The organism is Serratia sp. PL7 (genome assembly GCF_945957435.1).
The window spans coordinates 365006-382508 of sequence record NZ_CAMFLB010000006.1; the positions used below are offsets into that span (position 1 = coordinate 365006).

Sequence of the window (17503 nt, forward strand, 5' to 3'; positions counted from 1 at the left end):
CAGTTTGCACCTCGGGGCTACCCCCGTTAAAATCGCTTTATCCCTTGAATTACGAGCAACCTACCGTGAGCAATGCCCCCATCCAAACCGCAGCGTTAAGCTGGAATGAACAAGGTACACCTGTTTCGAAACAGTTTGATGACGTCTATTTTTCCAACCAGGATGGGCTAGAGGAAACCCGCTACGTCTTTCTGGGGGGCAACCGGTTGCCACAACGCTTCAGCGATCACCCACGCTCACTGTTTTTTGTGGCAGAAACCGGCTTCGGTACCGGCCTGAATTTTCTCACCCTGTGGCAGGCCTTTGCCTATTTTCGGCAGGAGACACCCGCAGCAAGTTTGCGGCGCCTGCATTTTATCAGCTTTGAGAAATACCCGTTGCAGTTGGACGATCTGGCGGCAGCCCATGCCCAATGGCCAGAACTGGCCCCCTTTGCCGATGAACTTCGCGCCCAGTGGCCTTTGCCGCTGCCAGGGTGCCACCGCCTGCTGCTTGCCGAAGGGCAGATCACGCTCGATTTATGGTTCGGTGACGTCAATACCCTGTTGCCACACTTTGACGCCAGCATGAACGATCAAATTGACGCCTGGTTCCTGGATGGTTTTGCGCCGTCCAAAAACCCCGATATGTGGAGCGAACCGCTGTTTGCCACCATGGCGCGTTTTGCCCGCCCAGGCGGCAGCTTTGCCACCTTCACTGCCGCAGGGTTTGTCCGCCGTGGATTGCAGCAGGCCGGGTTTGAGGTCAGCAAATGCAAAGGCTTTGGCCAGAAACGCGAGATGCTCACCGGCCAGCTCCCTGCTGACACCCCGGCAAGCGTCAATCCAAGCCCGTGGTTCCTGCGCCCGGCAGCGGAGAATACCGACGATGTCGCCATTATTGGCGGCGGCGTAGCCAGTGCGCTCACCGCATTGGCCTTATTGCGCCGTGGGGCCAGGGTTACCTTGTATTGCGCCGATGCACAGCCCGCAGAGGGAGCATCCGGCAATCGCCAGGGGGCGCTGTACCCATTGCTGAATGGCCGGGGCGATGCGTTGGAAAACTTCTTCTCCGCCGCCTTCCCCTTTGCCCGCCGCCAGTATGACGCCCTGCTGCAACAGCAGGTTGAGTTCGATCACCAGTGGTGTGGCGTCAGCCAATTGGCCTATGACGAGAAAAGCGCGGGGAAGATCGCCAAGATCCTGGCCGTTGCCTGGCCGCATACTCTGGCACAACAGGCCGATCGCGCTACGCTTAGCGCCCTGTGTGGGATCGATACGGGGTTTGGTGGCATTCACTATTCGCTCGGGGGATGGCTGTGCCCTGCTGACCTGACGCGTGCCGCGATTGCCCTGGCCGAACGGCAGGGATTGGTTTGCCACTATCTGCATACGCTTTCCGATCTGAACCGCAATGATGAGGGTTGGCAGTTGCATTTTGCTGAGGGTGAAACTCACCAACATGCGACGGTGATCCTGGCTAACGGGCACCAACTCACCACTCTGTCACCTAGCGCCGCACTACCTGCATATGCGGTGCGCGGCCAGGTTTCACATATTCCCACTACGCCAATCTTAAGTGAGTTAAAGCAGGTACTGTGTTACGACGGTTATCTGACGCCGGTGAATCCTGGCAATCAGCAGCACTGCATTGGTGCCAGCTACCAGCGCGGTGAATCAAACACTGAATATAGCCAGGCAGAGCAAGAAGAGAACCGCGAACGCCTGCTGCGCTGTCTGCCAGCACAGAACTGGACGCAAGAGGTGGATATCAGTGGTCAGCAGGCACGCTGTGGCGTACGCAGCGCTACGCGAGACCATATGCCGATGGTCGGTGCCGTGCCGGACTATCAAGCCACTCTGGCGCTGTATGGCGATTTACAGCAGCAGCGCCAGCGCGGTGAAGCAATTGCCGATGCGCCAATGTATCCGGGGTTGTTTATGATCGGAGCCTTGGGCTCACGCGGCCTGTGCTCGGCGCCGTTGGCCGCGGAGATTTTAGCGGCTCAGCTGTTTGGCGAACCCTTACCGGGGGATAGCGAGATGTTGGCAGCGTTAAACCCAAACCGCATGTGGGTCAGGAAGCTACTGAAGGGACGCGAGGTATAATGGCTCCCCTCACCCCAACCCTCTCCCACAGGGAGAGGGAGCAGTACAGAGTGGCAATTAGGTACAGAGTTTAACCTGTAGCTCGTTAAATTCTCTTGCTAATTGATGTGACGCTGCGGGCAGATTACTGGAGTAAAACGGTGGCTCGTTCGGTCTCCTATCCCACAGGGAGAGGGGGCTGTACAGAGTGGCAATTAGGTACAGAGTTTAACCTGTAGTTCGTTAAATTCTCTTGCTCATTGATGTGACGTTGCGGGCAGATTACTGGAGTAAAACTGGGGCACAATCGGTCCCCTCTCCCTGTGGGAGAGGGTTAGGGTGAGGGGGCGTTTTACTCAGTCGGCAACGCTGTCTGATACAGGTTTTCCCACATGCCCAGCACCAGTATCTGATCCGGCGGGGAAAGCTCCCCGGCCTTGATGGCCTTGTCCAGGCTGCTCTGCACCCGCACCTTGAGCTGCTCGGCGCTGTGTTCGGCATGTTCTTCCGATTCCGCCACCGCCAAAGTCAGATGACCGCGCAGGTAGCCACCGGCAAACAGTTCATCATCGCTGGCGTGCTCTACCATGTCATCAATCAGCGCCAGAATGCGCGCTTCAAATTCTGCGATCATCAAATTTCCTCGTTAACAAACAGACTCTGGCCTCAGAGATCTTCCGGGTAGGGAAAATGCTCGGCCGCCAGCGGAGGCGTATTGTAAAACGATTGCAGCGCCTGAATAAAGCGCGCAGGTCGTGTGGGTATTCCCCGTTCCAGCAATTCCAGCACTCGGGTACGGACTTTACGCTGAAAACCGATGCGATCCGGCTCGCAATCTCCACTGAGATTGTCGCAACTGACGTTGAACGGGAAACCGGCCGCCACGCAGAACATCCACTCCAGCGCCTGCGGATTAATCTCAACCGCCTCGAATTCACTCTGCGTCTGGGCATCGCGCCCATCCGGGCAATACCAGTAACCGAAGTCCACCAGCTTGCGGCGTTCTGCTCCGGCGATGCACCAATGGGAGATTTCATGCATGCCGCTGGCATAGTAGCCGTGTGCAAAGACGATGCGATTATAAGGCAGCTCATCATCGGCAGGCAGATAGATAGGCTCATCGTCGCCTTTGACCAGGCGGGTATTGAACTCATCGCTAAAACACTGATTAAAGATTTCAATCAGTTGCGGATACTGGTGTGTGTTTGGCATAAAAAACTCAAATAACCACAAAATTAAGGAGGCCATTATAGCCGATATCTCTCGGCTTGCCGCCCCTTTGAAATGTTAAAAATGCAACGCCAACCACTGCTGGATTTCCGCCCCGTGATTGTCGTACAGCAATTTGCAGCTCATGATCAGAGACACTATCACGATCATCGGCCGGATCAGCTTCTGGCCCTTGGTCAGCACCATGTGCGCCCCAAGACGGGCTCCGAACACCTGCCCTACCAGCATCACCAGACCAATACTCCAGATCACTTGGCCGCCGATAATAAACAGCACCAGGCTGCCCAGATTGGAGGTGAAGTTCAACACCTTGGCATGGGCGGTCGCCTTGGCCAGGTTAAAACCGCACAGCGTCACATAGGCCAAGGCATAGAACGAACCGGCTCCTGGCCCGAAGAAACCGTCGTAGAACCCTACGCAGCCCCCAGCTACCAGGCCAAAGGGTAACGCCCCCAGCCGACGCTGGCGATCGTTTTCCCCCAGCCGTGGCGTCAGCAAGAAATAGACGCCGATACCAATCACCAACAGCGGCAGCATCTGCCGCAATATATCGGCACGCATGTGCTGCACCAGGAGCGCGCCGATCACTGATCCCACCAGCGTCAGGAGGATGGTCAGCTTCTGGGTATTAAGATCGACAGCGCGACGGCGAACAAAGTACAGGCTGGCGGAAAACGATCCCCCAACCGACTGCAATTTATTGGTCGCCAGCGCCTGGGTTGGCGGGACGCCAACGGCCAGCAGAGCCGGTACGGTCAACAGCCCACCACCACCGGCGATCGAATCAATAAACCCGGCGAACATTGCTACCAAAAACAGAATCCCGAGCAATTCGGGACCTAATACCAGCCCATCCATAAGTCGTCTGCCTGCAAAAGTGGAGCCACTTTGTTTGCCGCACACACTACGCCTTAAAACTCAAAAAATAAACGCCCCATTCGAGGCGTTTTCATCAGGCTATCAGCGATTGGCGAAGTGGCTATCCAGCAGCGCCTGACAGGTTGGCGGCAGCGGTGGTGGCTCTTTCTTGACCGGATTGGCATTCGGCTGATGCGGTTTGAACCAGCTGGCCAACTCGGCACCACAGCCATCACCCACCGGCGGCGCATCCTGATCCAGACACTCCAGGCTACCCGCCGGGCAACGCAAGCGTACGTGCATATGCGCACGATGCCCAAACCAAGGCCGGACCTTATGCAACCAACCGCGATCGGCACCGGCATCCTGGCAAAGACGCTGTTTGATCGCCGGGTTAACGAAGATCCGCGTCACTTCGCTGTCCTGCGCCGCCATCTTGATCAAAGATTCGATTTGCGGCTGCCACTGGCGATCCACTACTTGCTTACCGTCGCCAGAGACCAGATCGATCGGCTGCGGTTTCAACAGTTGCTGAGCGCTCCAACGTTGGCGCGGCAACTGCAACCAGATGTCCACGTCCAAACCGGATTGGTGGCTGGCATGGCCGCTGCTGAAGCGCCCACCGGCTGGCATTGCCATATCGCCGATCAATACCGTGCCCAGTGCTTTCTGGTTGGCCTGGCTGCTCAGACGCTGAATAAACGCCAGCAGGTCAGGATGGCCGAAGTAGCGCCGCTGGTCGGTACGCATCACCTGATAATCCGGTGAGTTAAGCGGCAACGGATGCGCCCCGATGATACAACCATTGGCAAAACCGCCAACGGCCTGTGCAGTTCCAGTAACCGGATGGTCAATCTTTTGCCACGGCGTTAGCGCCAAGGCGGAACCAGAAGCGATCAACGCAACCAAGCCCAGCATCCATTTTTTCATCGTAATCCCTTACCAGCGTGGCACGTCAGAAATCACATCACCATTTTGCGCGCGCTGGCGCAGCAGATGATCCATCAGCACGATCGCCATCATCGCTTCGGCGATCGGCACAGCACGGATCCCGACGCACGGATCGTGGCGGCCACGGGTGACCATTTCCACCGCTTCACCCTGACGGTTGATCGTACGGCCCGGCACCATGATGCTGGAGGTCGGCTTCAGCGCCAAATGGGCAATCACCGGCTGGCCGCTGCTGATACCACCAAGAATGCCGCCAGCGTGGTTGCTCTGGAAACCTTCAGGGGTGATTTCATCGCGGTTTTCACTGCCACGCTTGGTGACCACGGCAAAACCGTCGCCAATTTCTACACCTTTGACCGCATTGATGCTCATCAGCGCATGCGCCAAGTCGGCATCCAGACGATCGAATACCGGCTCGCCCAACCCTACCGGGACGTTTTCCGCCACCACGGTCACTTTGGCACCGATGGAGTCGCCCTCTTTTTTCAGCGCGCGCATCAGTTCGTCCAGGGCTTCCAGCTTATCCGGATCCGGGCAGAAGAACGGGTTCTGCTCAACCTGATCCCAATCTTTCAACTCGCAGCTCACGTCGCCGATCTGCGCCAGATAGCCGCGCACCTGTACGCCAAACTTCTGCGCCAGATATTTTTTGGCAATGGCACCGGCGGCAACGCGCATCGCGGTTTCACGCGCCGAAGAACGGCCACCGCCGCGATAATCACGCACGCCGTATTTCTGTTCGTAGGTGTAATCGGCATGGCCAGGGCGGAACACATCTTTGATCGCGCCGTAGTCTTGCGAGCGCTGATCGGTGTTTTCGATCATCAGGCCAATGCTGGTGCCAGTAGTGACGCCTTCAAAAACCCCGGAGAGGATACGCACCTGATCCGGCTCGCGGCGCTGGGTGGTATAGCGCGAAGTGCCGGGGCGGCGACGATCGAGATCGTGCTGCAAATCAGCTTCTGTCAGCGGAATACCTGGCGGCACACCGTCTACGATACATCCCAGCGCCACACCGTGAGATTCACCAAATGTGGTGACGCGGAAAAACTGCCCAATACTGTTCCCTGCCATCACGGCTCCTTACCGTTGGTTGTCATCCCGTTCGCGTGCAAACGGGGCATACAGGCCCACACTATGGCGAGCCAGGTTGTTGGTTAGCTGCGGTAGAGGCTGAAATGATCTTTACAGTCAATCAGCTGCTGTTTCGTCAGCATGAATACACCGTCCCCGCCGTTATCAAACTCCAGCCAGGTGAACGGAATATCCGGATATTGTTCCATCAGATGTACCATGCTGTTGCCCACTTCACAAATCAGCACGCCGTCGTCGCTCAGGAAGTCTGGCGCACAGGCCATAATGCGGCGCACCAGCTTCAGGCCGTCGCTGCCTGCAGCCAGGCCCAGTTCCGGCTCAAAGCGGAACTCTTGCGGCAGATCGGACATATCTTCCGCATCAACATACGGCGGGTTGGTGACGATCAGATCGTATTGGATCGCGGGGACGTCACGGAACAGATCGGAGCGGATCGGGATCACCTGATGTTCCACGCCGTGCGCCTGAATATTACGCTCGGTCACGGCCAGCACGTCGGTGGAGATATCTACCGCGTCCACTTCCGCTTCCGGGAAGGCATAGCCACACGCGATAGCAATACAGCCACTACCGGTACACATATCCAGGATATGGCGTGGCGGATGGGGGATCAGCGCGCTGAAACGATCGTTGATCAGCTCACCAATCGGTGAACGCGGTACCAGCACGCGCTCATCGACATAGAACTCCAGGTCGCAGAACCAGGCTTTATTGGTCAGGTAAGCAACCGGGATGCGCTCGTTGACACGGCGGATCACTCGCTCAACGATGCGGTGACGCTCGCTGGAGGTCAAACGCGCAGTGCGCATATCTTCAGGAATATCCAACGGCAGGAACAGGCTGGGCAAGACCAATTGCACGGCTTCGTCCCACGGGTTATCGGTTCCGTGGCCATAGTAGATATTGGCGGCGTTGAAACGGCTTACGGCCCAGCGCAGCATATCCTGAATGGTGTGCAGCTCATTCACTGCTTCTTCGACGAAAATTTTGTCCAATTTGCCCTCCGGCAGGCGCGATGATTCATGATTTAGCCCCGTAGTTTGCCATGAAGCCTGCGACAAATCAGCAGCAATAGCAGCGTAGCAGCATTCTGGTTGGCATTCAGTGCCAGTTTTGCGTCGACAGAAGCCTTCGAGCAGGTAAACTAGCGCGATAAATGATAGGCGACGAGCGAATAATGAAGAATAAGCCCCCTCTGAGCAAAGATGAATTATTGCTCTTTAGAGAGTCGGTAGCTGGAGCAAAGAAGCTGCCGCAGGACACCATCGTCCACCCAAAACCTAAAATGAAAACCAAGCAGATCGCGCCGCAACGCCTGTTGCAAGAGCAGGTGGATGCCAGCTTTTACTTTTCCGATGAGTTTCAGCCGCAGTTGGAAGATGAAGGCCCAACGCGCTATGTGCGTCCCGGCTACAGCCACTATGAGTTGAAGAAACTGCGTCGTGGGGACTACGTGCCGGATCTGTTCCTGGATTTGCATGGCTTGACACAGATGCAGGCCAAGCAGGAACTCGGGGCGATGATCGCCGCCTGCAAGCGTGAGCACGTGCATTGTGCCTGCGTGATGCACGGCCACGGCAAACACATCCTCAAGCAGCAAACGCCGCTTTGGTTGGCGCAACATCCGGACGTGCTGGCGTTCCACCAGGCCCCCAAAGAATGGGGGGGTAACGCAGCAATACTGCTGTTGATCGAACTAGCAGAATAGCGATATAAAATGGCACTTAGCGGTGCCAAATAATCCGCAGTGACGGTTCCAAGAAGGGGGCCATGAGTTGAGAACGACCTTGACGAAATAGCCCCTCCCCATCCTGGCAAAACCTAAGATCTCTCCCCAATACCATACCTACTTAAATACCCCAAATACTTTTAATCTTGAATTTCAAATAAAACATTTGTTTTAAATATACTTAAAACAAAAATCATTGATGTGATTTAAAATTCACGAGAAAGATCCTGTATTAACGCCAAAAAGTAGACAGGGAAAATATTACAAGTAGAATGCGCATTTTGTTAAACGCAGATAAAGCGTAAACATTGTCATCCGCAGTTAATAAACACAACGAATAGCCACATGGCAAATATAGCACCTTGAGTTAATCAAATAATAGCCTATACCTCCTGCCCAACATGGGGGATGATCCCTCATGGTTGACAGAAATGAAGTTGGCTGCAAAGCCTTTTTCCACCAGTTCGGCTATCAATATTGATAGTCTTTGCATCTAAAATATTAAAGGAAATAATATTATGACCCTAAAAAACAAACAGAAGCCGTTTTTTGCCAAACTTTCGCCAATTTGTTTCTTTAGCCTGCTGGCCTTACAGGGAGTAACCGTTGCCCACGCCGCTATCGTTTCCGCCCCAGGTGGCCCATCGCTCGGTGCCAGCTCCATCAAGGGCGGTACGGTTATCGACATTAATAAGCCCGGCAGAGGGGGCGTATCTCACAATATCTATAACCAGTTTGACGTAGACCGTGGTGGAGTGGTGCTAAATAACAGCGCACAAAATTCAACGACCCAGGTGGCGGGTGCCATTAACGGCAACAAGAATTTAGCCAACGGTGCCGCCAACGTTATCCTCAATGAAGTCAACTCCGCTAAAGCCAGCCAACTCAACGGTATGATTGAGGTAGCAGGTCAGAATGCACAGGTTATTATTGCCAACCCATCGGGGATTACCTGCAACGGCTGCGGTTTTATCAACGCCAATCGTGCGACCTTGACCACGGGCAAGGCCTCGGTGGCTAATGGCCGCGTCCTCGATTACGTTGTCAACAAAGGTAAAATTACCCTTACTGGCGATGGCTTGCAGAGTTCCAGCGCCAACTATACCGATCTAATCGCCCACACCGTTGCCATTAACGCCGACGTGCAGGCCCAGGATCTACGGGTCACTTATGGCCAAAACCGCGTTAATGTCGACAACACCAAAGCCACCCTGCTCTCTGCTGCTCGTCAGTCTGGCATAGGCCTTGACGTGTCCAACCTGGGCGGCATGTACGCCAACAAAATTACGCTGATCGGTACCGGCAATGGCGTGGGCGTGAACAACGCTGGCACCCTCGCCGCTTCCGTTGGCGATGTGACCATGAACATGAATGGTTCACTCACCAATAAGGGGACTATTTCTGCCCAAAAAGATATCAGCGTGGTATTAACCCCTAGTAACAACACTACATACGTAATAAACAGCCCAGGTGGTTATCTTGAAGCTGGCAATGATGTTGATATTAAAAGCTCTTACGTAAGAAACATCAAGGGGACCATGGTGGCCGATGGCAATATCAACATCGACAGTTCCGCAGCCTTATCTTCAAATGTAGGGGTCGATAATGATAATGGTAAACTCAGCGCTGGAAAGGGTATCACGATTAGCACCAAAGGAGCCTCAATCAAGAACAGCAGCGGTATCATCAGTGCCGTGGACGATGTCACCCTGGACGCCAAGTATGGTGTGAATAACTACGTGGGTAGAATTGTATCAGATTTTGGCGGCGTGACGATTAATACCGCTAACACCCTCTTCAACGACAGAGGGATTATTGAGGCCAACTGCTGCGTGGCTCTGAATGCTTACAAGATGAGCAATCAATACGGCCTCATCCAAACCAAGGATGACGTAGTTATTAACGTATCCTCCGAGCTGAATAACACCCAGGGTGAAATTCTGGCAGAAGGCAACATCGCTATAAAAGCATCAGAGATTAAAAACAACTCAGGTAAAATCATGGCTCAGGAAGCCTTGAATATCGATGCCGCCCGGTTGGTTAATAGTGCTTATCACAATCCAACCCAAGAATACGGTATATTCAGCGGTGGTGGCATGAGCCTAAACTTGAGCTCCTCACTCAATAATGAGTATGGTGTCATCGCTTCTCATGGTGATATTACCGTCAGTCCCAACTCTCTCATCGCCAATAAACATGGGCATATTGGGAGTGATAAAAACATCATGCTGAGTGCGACCAGCATTGGCAATCACAATGGCAATATGATTGCCGGTGAAAATCTGGTGGTTAATGCATCACGTTTAGATAATGGTTCATCAGCTAGCACAGCAGGAAACATTGAGGCCGGTGATACTTTAGAGATCAACATGAAGCGCGGAACCCTTGCCGGTGGTCAGCGTGTCGATGGCAGCTTCTATAATCAAGGGACCTTGGTTGGCAAAAACAAGATAAAGATCGATACAGACGGGAAATTCGGCAATTACGGCAAAATGATTTCGGACAACACTGTAGAAATCCATACCAAGTACTAATCCAGAGCCAATACTGAGGCGATAAATACCCCTATCACGTCTATTAGCATCGCGAGATAGGTAATAACAAGCTGATAGCCATGTTATCAATGGCTATCAGCTGTTTTTCACTCCTGCCTATCTTCACACTGCACCCGATTAAAGAAAAATCATATTAATAAGGAAGTTAACATGCGTTTTCGCTTTCTCAATGCCTGGTTATTGCTTATTTTCACCCCACTGGTTCAGGCAACTGAAAAAGGCCAGTTTATTGAGCAGCAAATGAGCCACCAGCAGGAACAGGAAAAAGCACGCTACAACCAATTGGAAACCGTAGGTAAAGACGTTCGCTCCGCTGGCAGCGCAGGACTAAGCACCCACATCGACTTTCCCGAAGAACAACCCTGTTTCCCCCTACAACGGGTTGAACTGAATAAGGACGACAAGATCCCTCATTGGATACCCTTGCACAAACTGACAGAACAGGCACAAGGGCGCTGCCTGGGGATCCAAGGGGTGAAAACGCTCGCGACCGCCTTGCAAAACAAGCTGATTGGACATGGCTATATTACTACCAGGGTCATGATCCCTCAGCAGAATTTGACGCAAGGGCTTCTCACTCTGGATATCCTGCCCGGCACCATTGGCAACGTCAGGTTGACCGATGACAGCGATCAGTACGTCAACTTGCACACCACCTTCCCTGGCAGCCAAGGGGATCTGCTGGATCTGCGTGCGATTGAGCAGGGGTTGGAAAACATGCAACGCATTCCTGATGTTGTTGCCAACATTTCACTCCACCCAGGCAGTAAGGCGGGTGAATCCGACCTGGAAATAACGCGTGAACAACCCTCATTCTGGCGTTTGGGCGGTTGGCTGGATGACTCAGGCAGTAAACAAACCGGCCGCTATCAAAGCGGCTTGGCTTTATATATTGATAACCCGACTTCGATGAACGATCTGTTCTACGTTTCTGCCGGTCGTGATTTGCAGTTCCAATCGAGCCGTCATTCTAATAATGGCTCGTTGTACTACTCGGTGCCCTACGGCTTCTGGTCATTGGACTTATATGCTGGCCGCAGCGAATATGTACAAAATATCCATGGCATCTATACCGATTTTTCCTACCGCGGCAAGTATCGCAACCTTAGCTTAAAAATCAATCGCCTCTTGTATCGCAACGCGAGCCAAAAAAACACGCTCAGCTTTCAAGTCCTCAAGCGTAACTCGCATTTTTATCTGAACGATACGGAACTGCAGTTGCAAAAGCGTAATATGGCCAACTGGAGCATTGAGTTCAATCACCGCCACTACGTAGGCCAGTCTATTGTCGATGCCATGTTGAGCTATCAGCGTGATACCGCCTGGTTTGGTGCCGAAAGACCGGTGGACAGCGCTCCGTCAAGCCGCATCGTCAACCTGGATATCAGCACCTATACGCCATTTACCGTGCAAGATCTGTCACTGAGTTATCAATCCCGCTTTCGCCAGCAATACAGTCCGGACCGCCTGACCACCCAGGATCAATTCAGTATCGGTAACCGCTGGACCGTACGTGGTTTTGACGGTGAAATGAATATGATGGCCAACAAGGGCTACTCCCTGCGCAATGACCTGAACCTGAACCTGCCAAAACTGGGGCAGCAATTATACCTGGGTATGGATTATGGCCGGGTGAAAGGAGACGGTAGTAACGACTTTGCCGATGGCCACCTGCTTGGTAGCGTTGCCGGTATTCGAGGGAAGGTAAAAGCGGTCGGTTATGACGCCTTCGTTGGGGTGCCGCTCTCCAAGCCTGATAATTTCACCACCAGCCCGGTCAACCTAGGCTTTACGTTACAGTGGCAATTTTGAAGACGTTAATGACAAAGGGCGATGTTTATCATCGCCCTTTGATGGTGAGAACAAGCTCAGACCTTGGCCATCACCTGTGACGGGCTGACCTGCCATTCAAACTTGCCGACGCTGCCATCCTCTGACAGATCGACATTAGCAATGGCGGAGGTCGCAAACATTGGCGGGCATTCTCCAGGGCACAGCTCGGCCACCAGATAACCCACCAGCGGTAGATGGGAAACCACTAACACCGCACCGATGCCCTCTTTTGCCAGCGCCTGCAGATAACAGCTCACCAGCCCAGCGTCGCCCCCAGGAGTCAGCTCCGGCAGCACTTCTTCACCTTCCGGCAGCGTTAACGCTTCGCGTACCGTTTCCAGCGTCTGCTCGGCCCGCAAATAGGGGCTGACCAGCACTCGTTCAATATCCACAGACTTGGTGTTCAACCAGGCCGCCATCTGACGTGACTCATCACGGCCACAAACGGTAAGAGGCCTTACCGAATCGCTGGCTGCATCGAGTGCCGCCTCTCCGTGACGCATAATCAAAACTTGCATATTGCACCGCTGTTGTTGACAAAATAACGCTATACAGAAACGCCGAGCGTGCTGTATCGCCGAGTTGCACTCAAGAACACAGGCCTGCTTCAAACGATAACGCGCCGTCTCTCTATGGCGGCCGGGCATTTTGCCTGAAAGTTCGCGTAAAGAAAACGCTGTTTTTTACAACATTTGCGCCCTTACACAAATTCATCGCTGACATAACAACCAATTCAACGGGTTAAATTTTAACCTTGTTGCTATGAAATTTTGGTAGCGCTGAGTGAGCCACCCACCAAAACGCTACGTTACCCCTCCCCAATCTCCCTGTACAGCTTCCGGGATTGCCCTAATTGCAAGGAGTGATGGCGATCACAGTGCGGCCCTGATCAAACTGTAGCGCAAACCGGGCCGCCATGCTGGTTAACTGCCTTGCGGATAGAAGCGTTCCCCCTGCTCCGCCATGCGCTGCAGACGTTCACAAGGAGCAAAATACTCACCGTATTGCTGTTGCAGGTAGCGCAGGGTTTTTACCACTTTCTCCGCGCCTAGCTCATCCATATAGCGGAACGGGCCGCCAAGGAACGGCGGGAAACCAATGCCAAACACCGCGCCGATATCACCGTCGCGTGCGCTGCGCACCACGCCTTCATCCAGGCAACGCGCCGCCTCGTTGAGCATCATCATCACACAGCGTTGAGCGATCACCGCATGCTGAATATGCGCCTTGCCGGTGATACCCAACAATGGATAGATGCTGCTGTCAGCGCTCTTGCGTTTCTGGCGTGACCTACTGCCCTCGGCTGGGTACAGATAAAAACCACGGCCATTCTTGCGCCCTTTGCGGCCGTCTTTCAGCACCGCGTCGAACGCCGCTGGAGCGGCAAAGCGTGGCCCCAGCTCCGCCGTCAGGATCGGGATAATCTTGGTGCCGACGTCGATACCCACTTCATCCAACAGCATGATGGGGCCCACCGGGAAACCAAAATCGACCAAAGCCTTATCAACCGATTCGATAGGCTCGCCTTCCAGCAAGCATCGCGCCGCTTCATTAATATAAGGAGCGAGAATACGGTTCACGTAAAAACCAGCACGATCGGCGACCACGATCGCCGTTTTCCCCTGTTTGTGGGCCAGAGCAACGGTGGTGGCAATGGTTTGTTCGCTGGTAGTGGCATGCGGGATCACTTCGACCAACGGCATTTTATCCACCGGGCTGAAGTAGTGCAGACCAATAACCTGCTGCGGCTTGGCTGCCTGCGCCGCGATTTGGCCGATCGGCAATGATGAGGTGTTGGAGGCGAATACGGTATGCGGCGCGGCATACTGTTCAATATCGGCCACCATCTGCTGCTTGAGCGCGATATCTTCAAATACCGCCTCTACCACGATGTCGATCCGTTCAAAACCGCTGTAATCGGTGCTGCCTGAAATCAGCATCATCTGTTTTTGGCGCTCTGCCGGACGCATGCGTTTGCTGCGTACCCGCTTGCCCAACAGATCCCAGGTGTATTTCAACGCATGGTTGATCCCCTGCTCATTCACGTCTTTAATGCGCACCGGTAGCCCACCACGAGTCGCCGTGACGCAGGCTATACCGCCGCCCATCAAACCACCGCCAAGCACGCCGACGCGCTGTAATTCATGGGGTTGGGCATCCCCGCCGCGCTCTTTTTTCAGCGCCGTAGAGGCAAAGAACAGGCTGCGTAATGCGGCAGACTGGGAAGACATCGCCAGTTCACCGAAGGCGCGGGCCTCCGCTTCATAGCCGCTGGCACTGCCATGATCCAGACCAGTGCGCACCACTTGGATAATACGCTCCGCTGCGGGGTAGTTACCGTGGGTTTTCTCCAGGGTCTTCTTACGCACGATGCTGAACAACAGGCTTCTGCCCAACGGACCGTTAAGCAGGCGTTCCTGCCATGGTAACGCACGGCGCGATTTCCACCCCTGTTTTACACGCTCAATGGCGGTTTGCAGCAGAATGGATTGCGGTACGGCCTCGTCCACCAGGCCCATACGCAGCGCCTGACGCGCGCGAACGTGCCTGCCCGTCAGCATCATATCCAACGCTTTGCTGGCACCAATCAGACGGGGTAAGCGCTGGGTACCCCCAGAACCAGGCAGCAAACCCAACTGGACTTCCGGCAGGCCAAGCGCCGTTTTGTCATCCAGAGAACAGACGCGGCTATGGCAGGCCAAAGCCAACTCCAGCCCGCCGCCAAGGCAAGCACCATGAATAGCGGCAACCACCGGCACCGGGAACGCGGCAATCTGTGCCAGCGTGCTCTGCCCCTTCTTCGCCAGCGCTTGTGCCTCTTGGGCCGTATGGCACGCGGCGATCATGGTGATATCTGCACCGGCAATAAAGGAATCTGGCTTGCCGGAGAGGATCACCAACCCTTCCAGGGTAGCAAGCTGCTGCGCCTTGAGCAGCACGTCGTTGATCTGCTCAACAAACTCTGCCTTCAGCGTATTGACCTTCTCCCCCGGCACATCGATGGTGATCACGCCAATATTATCCGGGCGCAGGGTCAGATGAAATGTCGAAGGCTTGGCACGCTGTTCGTGCAATGCGTTCTCGAAACTCATTTGTCTACCTCCACGATCATCGCCGCACCTAATCCCCCAGCCGCACAAGCGGTGGCCAGCCCCAGACCGCCACCGCGCCGTTTAAGCTCGTGCAGCGTCTGGGTGATCATGCGTGCGCCAGTAGCGGCAAACGGGTGGCCGTAAGCGATGGAGCCACCCAACACGTTGAATTTTTCCATATCCACCTCACCGATCGCCTGCTCACGCCCCAGCTTCTGTTGGGCAAACTCGGTGCTGGCGAACATTTTCAGGTTGGCCAGCGTTTGCGCCGCAAAAGCTTCGTGCATATCGATCAGGGTCAGGTCGGCCAGGGTAATACCGGCACGATCCAGAGCCAACGGGGTGGCATAGGAAGGGCCGAGCAACATATCCTCCCAGACATCAATGGCGGCAAAGGCGAAGCTGCGAAGGTAGCCTAGAGGCTCCAGGCCAAGTTCTTTCGCACGGGACTCGCTCATTATCAGCACCGCTGCCGCACCATCGGTCAGTGGCGTACTGTTGGCGGCCGTGACGGTACCGTGGCGGCGATCGAATGCCGGTTTCAAACGGGCATAAGACTCCAGGCTGGAATCTTTGCGGACGTTGTTATCTTCGGCCAGCGGGGTTTTATACGGCGGCACATAGGCGGTCATCACTTCATCGCGCAACAGCCCCTGCTCCCAGGCTTTGGCGGCCAGTTGATGCGAGCGGTGTGCCAAGGCATCCTGCTGCTCACGAGTAATGCCGTGGGTTTTCGCCATTTGCTCGGCGGTATCCCCCATGCGCAGGCCGGTAGAGTATTCCGCCACGGCGGGTGGCACCGGCATCAGATCGCGGAACTTAAGCTTACTGAACAGCTTCAGGCGCTGTGACAGCGTGCGGGCCTTGTTAACGTCCACCAACGTGCGGGCCAGCGCCTTGCTAACGCCAATCGGCAGCACGGAGGAAGAATCCGCCCCACCGGCAATGCCAACACTGATGCTGCCAGCCATGATACTTTCCGCCACGTTGGCAATCGCCTGGAAGCTGGTGGCACAGGCACGTGAAACGCTATAGGCATCGGTGTGCACGCTCATGCCGGTGCCAAGCACAATTTCCCGCGCAATGTTAGGCGCTTCAGGCATTTGCACCACCTGGCCAAATACCAGTTGCTCAATCAGGGCGGGATCGATGCCGCTACGCGCCAGCAGCTCGCTCACCGCAGTCTTGCCAAGATCGACCGCAGGTATACCGTGATAAGCGGTAGCCTGCTTGGCGAAAGGGGTGCGCAGCCCTTGAACAATGGCGATACGGTCGCCGAGACGGGTAACCAGCGGCAATGCCTTACTCATAAACGCTCCTGAAGAGAGGCCGTCAACACAACGGACAAAAAGAGGTCTGACCTGATGAGGTCATTGTTAACCAAATGTTTACATTTGGCAAACCGGCAGAAGTGAAAACTGAGAGCGGGAGCAACTTTCTGGTAGGGGGTAAAGCGGTGCGGATACCAGCAGGGGCGGATATTACGCCCCTACGGGATCGGGTCGGGATTAACGCAGGCCGAGCTGGAAGATCATGGTTTCTGCCTGGCAGGAGAAGGTGAAATCCACATCCAGTTGCACGCCGCCGTCAACCGGTTTAATGCTACTGCTGATGTCACAAGGCTCGGACTCCACGCCGCGCGCCTTTTCAGTCAGTGCTGCCAGGGTTTGCTCTGCATCTTGCTGATTGGCAAACACTCGGCTGTAGGAAGCGGTGCAATCGGTGTTATCCATCACGGTTCCGACATCGACACAGCAGCAGGCCGCAGTTTCCTGAGCGTTACATTTATTGATTGCATCTGACATAGTTGAAATCTCCTCACGGGCCGCAGTTAAGCTCGCCCAAATAGCCATTTATGATCTGGCGCAAATAAACAAAATTCTGTGTTTATTTTACTCCTCGGGCTTGCCAATCACTAGCCTTACTTTTTGTAAGCACTTTAAGTGACGGAAATCACATAACTAAATCGCTTCGCGGTAAAAAAACATAAGAGTTTTGTTATGTGCAGGTCATTTTTTGTTATGTGGATCTCTTTTCTGATATCAATATGGAAATATTTCAAAAACAAACTTGCAACATCTTAACAGGTCAGAC

The 17503-nt window shown here is 54.3% G+C and carries 14 protein-coding genes; 4 read left to right on the plus strand and 10 right to left on the minus strand.

Going from position 1 to position 17503, the window contains the following annotated elements:
* Positions 1 to 65: 65 nt before the first annotated feature.
* Positions 66 to 2087: a bifunctional tRNA (5-methylaminomethyl-2-thiouridine)(34)-methyltransferase MnmD/FAD-dependent 5-carboxymethylaminomethyl-2-thiouridine(34) oxidoreductase MnmC gene (mnmC, locus tag N6G83_RS25920; protein WP_211136606.1), complete on the plus strand. Its 2022-nt coding sequence runs from the start codon at positions 66 to 68 to the stop codon at positions 2085 to 2087.
* A 331-nt stretch (positions 2088 to 2418) separates the two neighbouring features.
* On the opposite strand, the gene N6G83_RS25925 is transcribed toward mnmC, so the two are convergent.
* From N6G83_RS25925 to prmB, 6 genes are all read right to left on the minus strand, one after another.
* Complete coding sequence (locus N6G83_RS25925) at positions 2419 to 2700, minus strand: YfcL family protein (protein ID WP_024529153.1); 282 nt, start codon at positions 2698 to 2700, stop codon at positions 2419 to 2421.
* A gap of 32 nt (positions 2701 to 2732) precedes the next feature.
* Positions 2733 to 3278, minus strand: coding sequence for an elongation factor P hydroxylase (locus N6G83_RS25930; protein ID WP_024529154.1), 546 nt, complete (start codon positions 3276 to 3278; stop codon positions 2733 to 2735).
* A 75-nt stretch (positions 3279 to 3353) separates the two neighbouring features.
* Positions 3354 to 4154 carry a sulfite exporter TauE/SafE family protein gene (locus N6G83_RS25935; RefSeq protein WP_211136607.1) on the minus strand — a complete coding sequence of 267 codons (801 nt, stop codon included), beginning with the start codon at positions 4152 to 4154 and terminating at the stop codon, positions 3354 to 3356.
* A gap of 102 nt (positions 4155 to 4256) precedes the next feature.
* A complete protein-coding gene (gene mepA / locus N6G83_RS25940; RefSeq protein WP_211136608.1) occupies positions 4257 to 5084 on the minus strand; it encodes a penicillin-insensitive murein endopeptidase in 828 nt (275 codons plus the stop codon).
* 9 nt (positions 5085 to 5093) lie between these two features.
* Positions 5094 to 6179 (minus strand): chorismate synthase, encoded by a 1086-nt coding sequence (gene aroC, locus N6G83_RS25945; RefSeq protein WP_021806057.1) that lies wholly within the window; start codon positions 6177 to 6179, stop codon positions 5094 to 5096.
* 83 nt (positions 6180 to 6262) lie between these two features.
* Positions 6263 to 7195 (minus strand): 50S ribosomal protein L3 N(5)-glutamine methyltransferase, encoded by a 933-nt coding sequence (gene prmB / locus N6G83_RS25950; RefSeq protein WP_211136609.1) that lies wholly within the window; start codon positions 7193 to 7195, stop codon positions 6263 to 6265.
* Positions 7196 to 7377: 182 nt separating this feature from the next.
* Here prmB and smrB point away from each other — a divergent pair, with 182 nt between their 5' ends.
* The 3 genes from smrB to N6G83_RS25965 all read left to right on the plus strand — a co-directional run bounded on the left by smrB (position 7378) and on the right by N6G83_RS25965 (position 12296).
* Positions 7378 to 7908, plus strand: a complete 531-nt coding sequence (gene smrB, locus N6G83_RS25955) for an endonuclease SmrB (protein ID WP_021806058.1) — start codon at positions 7378 to 7380, stop codon at positions 7906 to 7908.
* 539 nt (positions 7909 to 8447) lie between these two features.
* Positions 8448 to 10463 (plus strand): filamentous hemagglutinin N-terminal domain-containing protein, encoded by a 2016-nt coding sequence (locus N6G83_RS25960; protein ID WP_211135932.1) that lies wholly within the window; start codon positions 8448 to 8450, stop codon positions 10461 to 10463.
* Between the two features lie 171 nt (positions 10464 to 10634).
* Positions 10635 to 12296 (plus strand): ShlB/FhaC/HecB family hemolysin secretion/activation protein, encoded by a 1662-nt coding sequence (locus N6G83_RS25965; protein ID WP_211135931.1) that lies wholly within the window; start codon positions 10635 to 10637, stop codon positions 12294 to 12296.
* A gap of 56 nt (positions 12297 to 12352) precedes the next feature.
* Here the strand turns inward: N6G83_RS25965 and sixA are convergent, their stop codons facing one another.
* From sixA to N6G83_RS25985, 4 genes are all read right to left on the minus strand, one after another.
* Positions 12353 to 12835, minus strand: coding sequence for a phosphohistidine phosphatase SixA (sixA, locus tag N6G83_RS25970; protein WP_024529159.1), 483 nt, complete (start codon positions 12833 to 12835; stop codon positions 12353 to 12355).
* A gap of 405 nt (positions 12836 to 13240) precedes the next feature.
* Positions 13241 to 15409: a fatty acid oxidation complex subunit alpha FadJ gene (gene fadJ / locus N6G83_RS25975; RefSeq protein WP_211135930.1), complete on the minus strand. Its 2169-nt coding sequence runs from the start codon at positions 15407 to 15409 to the stop codon at positions 13241 to 13243.
* Positions 15406 to 16719 (minus strand): acetyl-CoA C-acyltransferase FadI, encoded by a 1314-nt coding sequence (gene fadI / locus N6G83_RS25980; protein WP_211135929.1) that lies wholly within the window; start codon positions 16717 to 16719, stop codon positions 15406 to 15408. Before fadI ends, fadJ begins: the two co-directional genes overlap by 4 nt.
* A gap of 198 nt (positions 16720 to 16917) precedes the next feature.
* Positions 16918 to 17214: a YfcZ/YiiS family protein gene (locus tag N6G83_RS25985; protein WP_074032198.1), complete on the minus strand. Its 297-nt coding sequence runs from the start codon at positions 17212 to 17214 to the stop codon at positions 16918 to 16920.
* Positions 17215 to 17503 lie beyond the last annotated feature (289 nt).